Genomic DNA, 11,923 nt, shown 5'->3' with positions numbered 1-11,923 from the left:
CCCGCTTACTCCATCGCGAACTCGACGTTGGCCTGCGCCTCGGCGAGAGCCGTGGCCGTGTCGGTGCCGCCCATGATCTGCGTCATGGCGGTGCTCACCGCGTCGCGGGCCTCGTAGTAGTACGCACCGGTGTTGTTCGACGGCACCTCGGGGCCGAACGAGACGACGTCGGCGAAGATCGCCTGCCCGCCGAAGAACTCGCTCGGCTCGTTGTACACGTCGCTGTCGCCCGCCGGGGTCCAGTTGGCGACCGCGCCGGCCTTCGGCAGGATCGTGTCGTACAGCTCCGTGGAGCCGGCGAACGTCGCGCCGAGGAAGTCGGACGCGAGGTCGACATCGGCGGTCGACGAGATCGCCCACGAGGAGCCGCCGTTGGCCGAGTAGTTCGTCGCGCCGGAGATCGTGTCGAGCTTCGGGAGGTTGGTGATCCCCCAGTTGCCGGCCTGGTCGTCAGCGGTCTGGATCGAGCCCACGATCCAGATGCCGTTGATCGTGCCTCCGACGTTGCCGTTGACGATCGTGCCGATGTACTCGTCCCACGAGTTGACCTCGATGAGCACACCCGCGTCGACGAGCTGGGTGTAGACGTCGATCGCCGCCTCCAGCGCATCGTTGTCGACGATGGTGGGGTTGCCCTCGTCGTCGAACAGGCTGGCGCCGGCGGACTGCAGCATCATCATCGGGATGTCGGCCGAGCCGGCCTGTCCCGACAGCAGCGGCTGACCCGTCTTGGCGAGGACGTCCTTGCCGATCGTGAGGTACTGGTCCCACGTGATGTCCGTGAAGTCGTCGACCGTGTAACCGGCCTCGGCGAGGACATCGGTGCGCAGCGCGGTGACCGCCGTGCCGGCGTCGAACGGCACGCCGTAGTTGACGTCGTCGATGGTGGAGTAGTCGACGACCGACTTCGGGAACTCCGAGAAGTCGATGTCGGAGTCGCTGAAGTCCGAGAACAGGTCGGGATAGTTCAGCCCGTTCTTCTGGAATGCGTTGTTCTGCATCAGGAAGATGTCGGGCAGTTCGTCGAAGGCCTGGGACTGGGCGATGGTCGTGAGCTTGGTCTGCAGGTCGTCCCACGGCACTTCGACGATGTCGAGTTCGAAGTCGGGGTGATCCTCCTGGTAGACCTTCTCGGCCTCCTGCATCGCATAGATGTTGAACGCGGGGTCCCAGGTCCAGACGGTGAGCTTCTCGTCACCGTCGCCTTCACCGCCGGAGTCGCCTCCCCCGCTGCACGCCGTCAGTGAGAGGGCGAGGGGCAGTGTGAGGGTGAGGGCCGCCGCGGTGAGCTTCGCAGAGCGTTTCATGGAGTGCAGATCCTTCCGTGGATTCCGTGATGCCGAGTGATGCCTCGGCGTCCGACGTGGCCCGCGCATGGTGCCGCACGGGGGTCGGCGGATCAGCCGGCGCACGTCGGAACGCACGCCGAACAGGCAGATGGCTCCGGGAGATCCTTGGCGGATGCAACATCGCATCCCCTGCGCTCTCCGGTGAGCACATCAGCTTCTGAGTCCGAGGGAACGGTAACACTGGTAACGTCACCACGCCAGTGTTCACGCGGATTCGTTACTTTCCGCGTGTGCTTTGCACCGGCACCGTGCCGCGCTGCGCGGCGGGCAGCGGCGTCAGGCTCGGGCGCGCACGGAGGCGCTCACGCGCCGTCAGACGGACACCGCAGCGGGACGCTCATGCGCCGTCAGACCGACACCGAGACCGCGCGCTCTCGCGTCGTCAGCTGGACGCAGCTGCGGGCGCTTCCATCCCGAGGTTGACGAGGGTGCCGCCGGGGTCGCGCACCTGCGCGACGCGCTCTCCCCACGGCATGTCGGCGGGCGCCTCATCGCCCCGGCCGCCGGCATCCAGCCATGCCGCGTACGTCGCGTCCACGTCGTCGACGTAGAACCAGAGCGCGACGCGGTCCCCCACCGACGGCGGGAGCGCATCGGGGTCGCGGCCGATGCCCAGCGACGTCTCGCCGATCTTCAGCGAGACGTAGTCGTCCTCGCCGCCGCTGCCGAACCGGTACGCCACTGTCGCGCCCAATGCGCTCTCGTAGAACCGCACGAGTCGCGGCAGGTCTCGCGCCAGCAGGATCGGGAACAGGCTCCGCACTCCCATGGAGCCCACCCTACGTCGCGTCGGCAGGTCGAGAAAGGGAGTGCTCAGTCCAGGAAGATGTCGGGGAACAGGGCCGAGTCGGGGGTTCCGGGGACGGCCGCGTACGCCGAGAAGTCGGTCACGCCGGCCGCTTCCAGCACGTCCTCCACGATGAGCGTCTGGCCGGTGTACTCGCGCGCCGGCCGGGTGAGCACCTCGTACGCGGCGTCGGCGTAGATGTCGGGCGTGCGGCTCACCTTCATCATGCGATCGCCGCCGAGCGCGAACTGCACCGCCGCGGTCGCGATGGTCGTGCGCGGCCAGAGCGTGTTGGCGGCGATGCCGGCCGATGCGAACTCCGCGGCGAGCCCCAGCGTCGCCATCGTCATGCCGTACTTCGCGAGCGTGTAGCCGGTGTGACCGCCGAGCCACTTCGGCGACAGGTTGAGCGGCGGTGAGAGCGAGAGGATGTGCGGGTTCGCGGCATCCTTCAGGATCGGGATCGCGGCGCGCGACAGCATGAACGTGCCGCGGACGTTGACGTCCTGCATCAGGTCGTACTTCTTGGCATCGAGCTCGAGCGAGCGCGACAGGTCGATCACCGAGGCGTTGTTCACGACGATGTCGATGCCGCCGAACTCGCCCTGCGTCTTGAGCACGGCCTCGGTGACGTCGTCGTCGTTGCGCACGTCGCCGACGATGGGCAGCGCGTTGCCGCCGGCGGCGCGGATCTGCTCGGCCGCCGAGTGCACGGTGCCCTCGAGCTTCGGGTGCGGCGTATCGGTCTTGGCCAGCAGCGCGACGTTCGCGCCGTCGCGCGCCGCGCGCAGCGCGATCGCGAGGCCGATGCCGCGGCTGCCGCCGGACATCAGGATGGTCTTGCCGGCCAGGGACGTGTCGCTCATCTCGGGTTCTCCTCGGGTCAGGAACGGGACTTGGCGGATGCCGCGGCGAAGGCCGCGACGCGCGCCCGGGCGTCGTCGGTGTCGAAACGGGCGCCGATCGAGGCGGCTTCGTCGTCGAGGTTCTCGGCGAACGAGCGCCCGCCGCCGGTGCGGACGAGCCGCTTCGCCTGGCCGAACGCGCCGGTGGCGTTGTCGAGCCAGAACCGCGCGACCGCTTCGGCACGGGGGGCGACCTCGGCCGACGGCACCACTTCGGTGACGAGGCCCCAGTCCAGCGCCGTCTCGGCGTCGATCGTGAGGTCCTGCAGCAGCAGCTGCAGCGCCCGGCGCTGGCCGACCGCCGCCGGCAGCAGCGTGGAGACGCCGAGGTCGGGCGTCAGCCCGATGTTGGCGTACTTGCTCACGAACCTCGACTGCTCCGACGCGACGATGTAGTCGGCGGTGAGCATGAGCCCCAGACCGCCGCCCGCCACCGCGCCCTGCACCGCGGCGACGATCGGCTTGTCGGATTCGACGAACGTGCGGATGCCGTCATGGATCGTGTGCGCCGCTCCGGTGACGTCGGCACCCGAGGCGCCCGACGTCGCCATCTCGAGCACGTCGCCGCCGGCGCAGAAGGCCGGGCCCGCGGCATCCAGGATCACCGCGCCGACCGAGTCGTCGGACGTGAGCTCGTGCGCGACGTCACGCCAGCGGCGTCCCATCTCGAAGCCCATCGCGTTGAGGGACGCGGGCCGGTTGAAGGTGACGCGCGCGAGGGCGCCGTCGCGCGTGACGAGGATCGAGTCGCTCATTGGTCTCCTTGGATCGTGGGCCTGCGTGGGTGGCACCGGATGGCTCGGGCTGAGGTCGGAACCATCCGAATGGCAAGACGAGGGATCAGCGGGGAGCCATCCGGATCGCACCGTCGAGACGGATGGTCTCGCCGTTGAGGTACCCGTTCTCGACGATCGACATCACCAGCCGCGCGTACTCGTCGGGCTTGCCGAGCCGCTGCGGGTAGGGCACCTGCTCGCCGAGCGAGTCCTGCGCGGCCTGCGGGAGGCCCATCAGCATCGGGGTCTCCATGATGCCGGGGGCGATCGTCACGACCCGGATGCCGTAGCGCGCGAGCTCACGCGCGATCGGCAGGGTCATCGCGTGCACGCCGCCCTTGCTCGCGGCGTAGGCGGGCTGGCCGATCTGGCCGTCGAACGCCGCGACGCTCGCGGTGCTGACGATGACGCCACGATCGCCGTCGGCAGTCGCGTCGGTCTTCGCCATCGCGGCCGCGGCCTGGGCGATGACGTTGTAGGTGCCGACGAGGTTCACGCGCACGATGCGCTCGAAGCCCTCGAGCGGCGACGGGTTGCCGTCGCGGTCGAGGACCTTGGCGGGCGGCGCGATGCCGGCGCAGTTGACCACGACACGAAGGGGACCGGATGCCGCAGCCGTCGCGACCGCGGCAGCCACCTGCTCTGCATCGGTGACGTCGGCGGGCGCGAACGAGCCGCCGAGTTCTGCGGCGATGTCGGCGCCGGCGGAGGTCGGGAGGTCGACGATCGTGACTGCCGCACCGGCTGCGGCGAGGCGGCGGGCCGTGGCGAGGCCCAGCCCGCTCGCACCGCCGGTGACGAGCGCGGAGGCACCGGTGAGGTCCATGGATTCTCCTTCGAAGTCCGGATGCTGCGGAACCGCGTATCAGCATACGCGGGACTCAGTCCCAACGACACCGCGGCGCACCCGCCTCACCCAGGCTAGTCGCGGCCGCCTCGGCCGGTCACTACGTGATCCTCGGGCGTCCGCGGAGAAGCAGCGAGATGCGCTCCAGCAGCTCGGTGGGCCGTCCCAGCAGCACCCGCGCTTCAGGGTGCGCGACGAGATACTCGGCGAGCCGCGTGGCCGCGCGCGCGTCGCCGCGGCGGTAACCCGACAGGTAGTGCTGGGTCGCGTGCCATTCGAGGCGGTCGCCCGCCGTCGTGACGATGCCGACGGGGAAGGTGGGGGTCTGCTCCATGTCGCCGAACCCGCCGCCCAGGACGCCCTCCAGCAGCGGCCCGATCGAGTCGCCGAGCGCGGGCGACGGCCACCACGTGCTCGGGGGCCCCACCGCGAGGGTGCGCACGGCACTCCAGGGGACGAAGCCTCCGTGCGCGTCGGCGAGGTAGGGCGCGAGGCCATCGGGCGTCAACCTCACATGGCGCACGGCGACATCGCCGATGGCGAGAGCCGGCTCCGCCCCTTCGAGGGCCGTGAGGGGTCCTTGGCGGCGCGCGGCACGTGCGGTCGGCATGCATCCATCCCACCACGCACCATGGCGCGCTCCCGGTCAGCGGGCTTGGATGGGCGCATGGAGATCAGAGGGAAGCGCGTGTACGACGAGCCGTCGCCCGACGACGGGTTCCGCGTTCTCGTGGACCGGCTGTGGCCGCGCGGCCTCTCGAAGGAACGCGCCGCGCTCGACCTGTGGGCGAAGGAAGTCGCACCCTCGACGGAGCTGCGCCGGGCGTTCCACCAGGACGGCCTGTCGTGGGCCGACTTCGACTCCGCCTACCGCGCCGAGCTCGAGGGTTCCGCCCGCGACGCCGTCGCGGCGCTGCGTGCCGAGCTCGCATCGCACCCGGTGGTCACGCTCCTGCACGCGGTCGCCGACGAGGAGCACAATCACGCGGTGATCCTGCACGAGGCGCTGGAAGCCTGACGGCGACCGGCGTCAACTCCTCAGCTTCGGCTCTCGGCGACCCGCTCCTGGCCCGAGTCCGGCGCGACGCCCCAGATCTGAGGAGTTCGTGCCGCCGGTCGCGGAGTCCAGGCAGGATGGGACGGTGACGATCCCGGTCGATGACGTGGAGGTCCCTCCGCAGGTGCGCGATCTCGCGCGCGGCGCCGCTCTGACGCCGGTCTGGCGCAACGACTACGGCGGCGTGACGTTCCGCACCGACGACGGCCGGTTCCTCAAGCACGGTCCGCGCAACGCCGAGTCGTCGTTCGCCGGCGAGGCCGCGCGGCTGGCGTGGGCAGCGCCGTACGCCCGTGTGCCGCCACTGCTCGAGGTGGGTGGCGACGACACCCACGAGTGGATGGCGACCGCCGCGATCGCGGGCTCATCGGCGGTCGATCCGCGGTGGGTGGCGGAACCGGCCGTCGCCGTCCGCGCCGTCGGCGAGGGGCTGCGGGCCCTGCACGATGCGCTGCCGGTCGAGGACTGCCCGTTCGACTGGCGCGTGCCCTCGCGCATCGCGAATGCGGAGGGCCGCGGCATCCGTGTTCCCGATGCGCTGCGCGAGCCGCCCTCCGTCGACCGGCTCGTGGTGTGCCACGCCGACGCCTGCTGCCCCAACACGCTCATCGGCGACGACGGCCGCTGGAGCGGGCACGTCGACTTCGGCGCCCTCGGCCTCGGCGACCGCTGGGCCGACATCGCCGTGGCGTCGATGTCGACGACGTGGAACTATGGCGAGGGATGGGAGGACGCGCTCATCGAGGCGTACGGGGTCGAACCCGACCGCGAGCGCCTGTCGTACTACCGAGACCTCTGGAACGCGACATGACCGAGAACAACGGCCCCTCGATCACCGGCACCGTCTGCAAGATCGACGGGCACCCGAACCTCGTGATCCTGCGGCGCTTCCGCGCGACCGCGGACGAGATCTGGCGGGAGCTCACCGAGTCGGCACGGCTCGAGCGCTGGATCGGCCGGTGGGAGGGCGATCCGGCGAGCGGGAACGTCACGTTCTACATGACGTCGGAGAGCCAGGATGCCGCGCCCGAGGAGTACACGATCCTCGAGTGCGACCGGCCCCGCCGCTTCGCGGGCGACACGTCGGCGGCAGGCGGAGCGTGGCACCTGTGGTTCGAGCTCGCCGAGGAGGTTCCCGGGGACACCGTCCTCACCTTCGGCCAGCGACTGAACCCCGGTGAGGATGTCGGCTCCATCGGTCCGGGCTGGGAGTACTACCTCGACCGGCTCGTCGCGGCCCAGGCGGGTCTCGCTGCCGACACCGTGGCGTGGGACGACTACTTCCCCGCCCTGCAGCCCGCCTACGAGCGGCTCGTCGCCGCCGACTGACGCGGCGGCCGGACCGGAGTCAGGACCAGACGAAGCGGAAGGTGCCCGCTGCCACCGCGGCGGCGATCGCCAGCGCCATGATCGCCGCGGCGCCCAGCAGGGCGACCAGGTCGCGAGGGTGCAGCCGCGAGGGACGTGACCACGTGCGCGGGATGCCGGAGCCGAAGCCGCGCGCCTCCATCGCCATCGCCAGCTTGGTGCCGCGTCGCACGGCGAACACGAGCAGCACGAACGCCATCGAGAAGAAGCGCCGGATCGCACCGCTGTCGCCCACTCCGCGCGCGCGGCGCGCGAGGCCCATGCTGCGCCAGTCGTCGAGGAAGAGCCCGAGCGTGCGGGTGCCGGCGAGCACCCCGAGAACGAAGCGGCTGGGCAGCTTGGCGACCTGGGCCAGGGCATCGGCGAGCTCGGTGGGGTCGGTGCGGCCGAACAGCAGGATCGTCGGCAGCGCGAGGGCGAGCACACGGACGCACACCGCGACCGCCAGCGCGATCGAGTCGTCGCTGATCGTGGCGTACCAGAACGACCAGTAGACGGTTCCGCCGGGTTCGGCGTACAGCAGCATGCTGACACCCGCGATCGGCGCGAAGACGAGGATGGGCAGCATCCGCTTCAGCACCGTCAGGGCACCGAGGCCCGTCAGCGGGATGCACAGGAGCTGAAGTGCGATGGCCACCAGGGCGCTCGTGACGTCGATCGACGCGAGCAGCGGCACCGACAGCAGCAGTGCGAGCACGATCTTGGTGACGGGGTTGACGCCGTCCAGCCACGCCGACCCCTCGGTCTCGACGTCCTCAGCTCCGGCCCGCGCGTCGACGGCGGTCACGATCGCACCCCCACCGGCCGGACCGGCCTCGGCCGCACCCGCCCCGGCGCGTCGAGGGGGGTCGCGGGGAGCGAAGGACCGGCGCCGAGGTCGATGCGGTGGCCGCCGAGGTGGTGCAGCACGTCCTCGTCGTGTGTGACGGCGACGACGGTGGTGCCTGCGGCGATCTCGGACTGCAGCAGCTGCACGAGCTCGATCCAGCCGCGGCGGTCCTGTCCGAACGTGGGCTCGTCGAGCACGATGATCGGCGGCGCGTCGGCGAGCACGGTCGCGACCGAGAGCCGCCGCTTCTGCCCACCCGACAGCGTGAACGGGTTGGCGCCTGCCAGCGGTGCGAGGTGCAGGCGCTCGAGCAGTTCGCCGACGATCGCGTCGATCGCGGCGGCGTCGACACCGCGCGACCGCGGCCCGATCGCGAGCTCGTCGCGCACGGTCGAGGCGAGGAACTGGTGCTCCGGCTCCTGGAACACCGTCCCGATGCGCGTGAGCAGCTCGCGGGACGTCCAGCGCGACGGCCGGCGGCCCGCGCGGCCGGCGAGCTCGACCGCAGCGACCACTTCGCCCGCCGCCTCGGGCAGCAGCCCGGCGAGGGTGAGCGCGAGCGTGGACTTGCCGGCGCCGTTCGGGCCCGTGATCACCGTCGCCGCGCCGCGCGGCACGGTGAGGTCGAGCCCGGCCCGCACGACAGTGCGTCCGTCGCGAGAGATCGAGAGAGCGGATGCCGCCACCGCCGCCACGGCGTCGGCCGGCGCCGCGGGCAGGGCCGGCAGCTCGACCGGGCGACCGGGCACCCACACGCCCGCCGCGGCGAGCGCCGCGCCGTGGCGCGCGAACACCTCGGCCGGAGGGCCGTCGGCGAGCAGCCCGCCGTCGGAGCCGACGACGAGCACGCGGTCCATCAGGTCGGCCCACACGGCGGTGCGGTGCTCGATCACCACGAGGGTCGCCCCGGTCTCGGCGACGGCGTGCTCGATGCTCGCGCGCACCTCGCGGACGCCGTCGGGGTCGAGGTTCGCCGTCGGCTCATCGAGCAGCAGCACGCCCGGGCGCATGGCCAGCACCCCGGCGAGCGCGAGACGCTGCTTCTGACCGCCGGAGAGCGCCTTGGTCGGCCGCGCGAGGGGCACCGCGAGCCCCACCGCGTCGAGCGCCTCGGCGACGCGCGCCGGGATCTCGGCGGCCGGCACCCCGAGGTTCTCGCAGCCGAAGGCCACGTCGTCGCCGACCTTCGACAGCACGACCCCGGAGTCGGGATCCTGCAGCACGAGCCCGACGCGCCCGCGCTGCGCCTCGGCACGCGCGCCGTCGACGAGGAGCGAGCCGGTCTCGTCGCCTTCGTCGGCGCCGCCGAGCAGGCCCGCCATGCCGGCGAGGAGGGTCGACTTGCCGGCGCCCGAGGCGCCGAGCAGCAGCACGCGCTCCCCCGGCTCGATGGTGAACGAGACGTCGCGGATCGCGGGCGCGCGCCGCCCCGCGTAGCGCCACCCCCAGCCGGCCGCCGTGATGCGGGCCGGACCGGTCGCCGGCATCGTCAGACCTCGCGGCGCGCTTCGCGTCCTGCCGCGAAGCGGTTGAGCGCGCCCGTGGCTGCCAGCGCCCGCACGGCGAGCCAGCCGACGACACCGGCGAGCAGGGCGCCCGAGACGATGAGCGACACGAGATAGATCGTGTTGAACTCGAGCGTCTTGAGGATGTTGGGCGAGCTGCCGTAGAACAGCTCGAACACCCAGGCGCCGGCGGCCGCGCCCGCGCCGGCGAGCATCGCAACCGGCAGCGTGAAGCGGCGGTAGAGGAAGAGCGCGAAGATCAGCTCGGCGCCGAGGCCCTGCACCAGCCCGGACAGCAGGGTCGACACGCCCCACACATTGCCGATGAGCATCGAGACGATCGCGGCGATCACCTCGACCAGCAGAGCGGCGCCGGGCTTGCGGATCACGAGGCCGCCGATCACGCCGCCGATCAGCCAGATGCCGACGGCGAGACCGCCGAGGCCGGGCGTGAGGCCGTCCATCGCGGTGAACCAGGCGTAGCCCACCGTGTTCCAGGCCCAGAAGACGAGACCGATGGCGACACCGAGGACGGCGGCGACGACGATGTCGACGACCCGCCAGCGCAGGCTGCGGGTGCTCGTCGAAGGGGCCGCAACGGGGGTGGATGCGGACGTGGACGTGTGCATGTGAACTCCTCCCTGCGCCGGCATGATCCGGATCAGGTTCGACGGTCGAAGCGTGGATCGCTTCCTCTCAGCCCGGCTCACCGGACTCCCGTGGTTGTGGCGTCAGTATACCGCCGCGAAGGCGGGTATTTTGGGTGGGTGACTCCGGACGACACCCCTGTCCCCACGCGCCGCGCGCGTCGGGCGCAGACCGGTGCCGTGTCGACCCCCGCCACGGCCGAGGGGTCGGAGGGCGGCATCCTCACCGTAGCCACCGGCGAGACCGACACCGTCCACCCGGCCAGCAGCACCGCCCCCGTGGATGTGCCCGCCGTCGCGCCGACGATCGCCACGGTGCCGCTCCATGACGGTCCCGCCGCGATCGCGCCGACGATGCCGTCGTTCGACGCCGCACCGCAGCGCGCACCCGTGATCCCGGGGTTGCTCCCTGAGCCATCGGTCCCCGTCGCCACGTGGGATCCCGCGAACCTCGACACACTCGCCGAGGTCCCCGGTGCCGACGACCCCCTGCCCCCGGCGAGCAGCGGACGCACCGCGCTGGGCTGGCTCGACGACACCGCGATCGGACTCGGCGCGGCACCCGGCGACCTCGCTGCCGCCGCCACCTCCTACGTCACCGTCGACGCGGACCTGCTCTCCGACGCTCCTCGGCGCTCGCCGCTGCGTGCCGGCGTCATCGTTCCCACCGTCGCGATCGCAGCCGTGCTCGGCGCGTATGCCGCGACCACGCTGCTCTGGCCGCTCCACGCCGTCGCGCCCACGGTCACCGCCATGGAGGTGCAGCCGGTCGCGGCGCCGGCTGCCGCGCCGGTGTGGCCGGCACAGGGCAGTGCGGCCGAGGCGGTCGCCGGCATCCCGGGCACGCTCGCGACCACGGCCGATCCCGACTCGATCGCCAGCATCACCAAGGTCGTGACCGCGCTGGTCGTCCTCGAGGAGATGCCCCTCGCGGTGGGCGAGCAGGGCCCCGAGTTCCGCTTCACCTCTGCCGACCGCTCCCGCTACTGGCAGTACCTCAGCAACGGCGAGTCGGCCATGAACGTGCCCGCCGGCGGCTCGCTCACCGAGTACCAGATGCTCGAGGGCATGCTCGTCGGCTCGGCGAACAACTACGCCGACCGTCTCGCGCAGAGCCTCTGGCCGTCCGACGCGGTGTACGCGTCGGCGGCCGCGGCCTGGCTCTCGGGGCACGGCGTGCCCGGCGTCACGGTCTACGAGCCGACCGGAATGGACCCGCGCAACGCCGCGAGTCCCGAGGCGCTCGTGGTGCTGGCGCAGAAGGCCCTCGCGAACCCGGTCATCGCCGAGGTCGTCGCGAAGCAGTCGATCGATCTGCCCGGTGCCGGGCACGTCGAGAACACCAACGGACTGCTCGCCGACCCGGGCGTCGTGGGAGTGAAGACCGGGACGCTGGATGCCTGGAACGTGCTGTCCGCGAAAGACGTCACGATCGGCGACACGACGGTGCGCCTGTACGCCTCAGTGCTCGGGCAGCCCGACGACGAGGCGCGGCTCGCGGCGTCGCGTGCGATCTACGCACAGCTCGAGGCCGAGCTGCAGCTGAAGCCCTCGGTGACGGCGAACACCGTCGCCGGCCAGGTGGAGACCCTGTGGGGCGACGAGGTCGACATCGTCACCTCCGGCGACGCCGCGGTGATCCTGTGGAACGGCGGCTCGGGCACCGTGGCCACGACCTACGACCTCGGCGACCACCGTGACGCCGGCGACGTCGTCGGCTCGCTCAGCGTCACCGGCCCCCTCGACGACACCGTCGTCGACCTGCAGCTCGCCGACGACATCACCGACCCGTCGCCCTGGTGGCGCCTCACGCACCCGCTGGACCTGTTCGGTCTCAACGACTGACGCCACGC

At 71.7% G+C, this 11,923-nt stretch carries 13 protein-coding genes and 1 riboswitch; of the genes, 4 read left to right on the top strand and 9 right to left on the bottom strand.

Going from position 1 to position 11,923, the window contains the following annotated elements; translation table 11 throughout:
- Positions 1-5 precede the first annotated feature (5 nt).
- The 6 genes from NCG93_RS15195 to NCG93_RS15170 form a co-directional block, all read right to left on the bottom strand.
- Positions 6-1,307, bottom strand: a complete 1,302-nt coding sequence (locus tag NCG93_RS15195; RefSeq protein WP_194412609.1) for an extracellular solute-binding protein — start codon at positions 1,305-1,307, stop codon at positions 6-8.
- Between the two features lie 424 nt (positions 1,308-1,731).
- Complete coding sequence (locus tag NCG93_RS15190) at positions 1,732-2,118, bottom strand: VOC family protein (RefSeq protein ID WP_194412608.1); 387 nt, start codon at positions 2,116-2,118, stop codon at positions 1,732-1,734.
- A 44-nt stretch (positions 2,119-2,162) separates the two neighbouring features.
- The gene (locus NCG93_RS15185) at positions 2,163-3,002 is read right to left on the bottom strand and encodes an SDR family oxidoreductase (protein ID WP_194412607.1); all 840 of its coding nucleotides are present in this window, start codon (positions 3,000-3,002) and stop codon (positions 2,163-2,165) included.
- 17 nt (positions 3,003-3,019) lie between these two features.
- Positions 3,020-3,796 (bottom strand): enoyl-CoA hydratase/isomerase family protein, encoded by a 777-nt coding sequence (locus NCG93_RS15180; protein WP_194412606.1) that lies wholly within the window; start codon positions 3,794-3,796, stop codon positions 3,020-3,022.
- Between the two features lie 85 nt (positions 3,797-3,881).
- Positions 3,882-4,643, bottom strand: coding sequence for an SDR family NAD(P)-dependent oxidoreductase (locus NCG93_RS15175; protein WP_194412605.1), 762 nt, complete (start codon positions 4,641-4,643; stop codon positions 3,882-3,884).
- Between the two features lie 121 nt (positions 4,644-4,764).
- Positions 4,765-5,274 (bottom strand): hypothetical protein, encoded by a 510-nt coding sequence (locus tag NCG93_RS15170; RefSeq protein WP_194412604.1) that lies wholly within the window; start codon positions 5,272-5,274, stop codon positions 4,765-4,767.
- Between the two features lie 57 nt (positions 5,275-5,331).
- Between NCG93_RS15170 and NCG93_RS15165 the strand changes: the two genes are divergently transcribed.
- The 3 genes from NCG93_RS15165 to NCG93_RS15155 all read left to right on the top strand — a co-directional run bounded on the left by NCG93_RS15165 (position 5,332) and on the right by NCG93_RS15155 (position 7,050).
- On the top strand, positions 5,332-5,682 hold the full coding sequence (locus tag NCG93_RS15165; RefSeq protein WP_194412603.1) for a DUF488 domain-containing protein: 351 nt from the start codon (positions 5,332-5,334) through the stop codon (positions 5,680-5,682).
- A 124-nt stretch (positions 5,683-5,806) separates the two neighbouring features.
- Complete coding sequence (locus tag NCG93_RS15160; protein ID WP_194412602.1) at positions 5,807-6,532, top strand: phosphotransferase; 726 nt, start codon at positions 5,807-5,809, stop codon at positions 6,530-6,532.
- Positions 6,529-7,050: an SRPBCC domain-containing protein gene (locus NCG93_RS15155; RefSeq protein WP_194412601.1), complete on the top strand. Its 522-nt coding sequence runs from the start codon at positions 6,529-6,531 to the stop codon at positions 7,048-7,050. The genes NCG93_RS15160 and NCG93_RS15155 overlap by 4 nt, the downstream gene beginning before the upstream one ends.
- A gap of 19 nt (positions 7,051-7,069) precedes the next feature.
- Here the strand turns inward: NCG93_RS15155 and NCG93_RS15150 are convergent, their stop codons facing one another.
- The 3 genes from NCG93_RS15150 to NCG93_RS15140 form a co-directional block, all read right to left on the bottom strand.
- On the bottom strand, positions 7,070-7,876 hold the full coding sequence (locus NCG93_RS15150; protein WP_194412600.1) for an energy-coupling factor transporter transmembrane component T family protein: 807 nt from the start codon (positions 7,874-7,876) through the stop codon (positions 7,070-7,072).
- Complete coding sequence (locus NCG93_RS15145) at positions 7,873-9,405, bottom strand: ABC transporter ATP-binding protein (protein WP_194412599.1); 1,533 nt, start codon at positions 9,403-9,405, stop codon at positions 7,873-7,875. The genes NCG93_RS15150 and NCG93_RS15145 overlap by 4 nt, the downstream gene beginning before the upstream one ends.
- A 2-nt stretch (positions 9,406-9,407) precedes the next feature.
- Complete coding sequence (locus tag NCG93_RS15140) at positions 9,408-10,052, bottom strand: ECF transporter S component (protein ID WP_194412598.1); 645 nt, start codon at positions 10,050-10,052, stop codon at positions 9,408-9,410.
- Positions 10,043-10,154: riboswitch (TPP riboswitch) on the bottom strand. Its footprint overlaps the gene before it by 10 nt.
- Before the next feature lie 36 nt (positions 10,155-10,190).
- Here NCG93_RS15140 and NCG93_RS20385 point away from each other — a divergent pair.
- On the top strand, positions 10,191-11,915 hold the full coding sequence (locus tag NCG93_RS20385) for a D-alanyl-D-alanine carboxypeptidase family protein (protein ID WP_194412597.1): 1,725 nt from the start codon (positions 10,191-10,193) through the stop codon (positions 11,913-11,915).
- Positions 11,916-11,923 lie beyond the last annotated feature (8 nt).

It is taken from the genome of Microbacterium yannicii (assembly GCF_024055635.1).
In the GTDB taxonomy this organism is placed as follows: domain Bacteria; phylum Actinomycetota; class Actinomycetes; order Actinomycetales; family Microbacteriaceae; genus Microbacterium; species Microbacterium yannicii.
The sequence above is the reverse complement of the archived record's forward strand: the minus strand, read 5'-3'. Positions and strand labels throughout refer to the sequence as shown.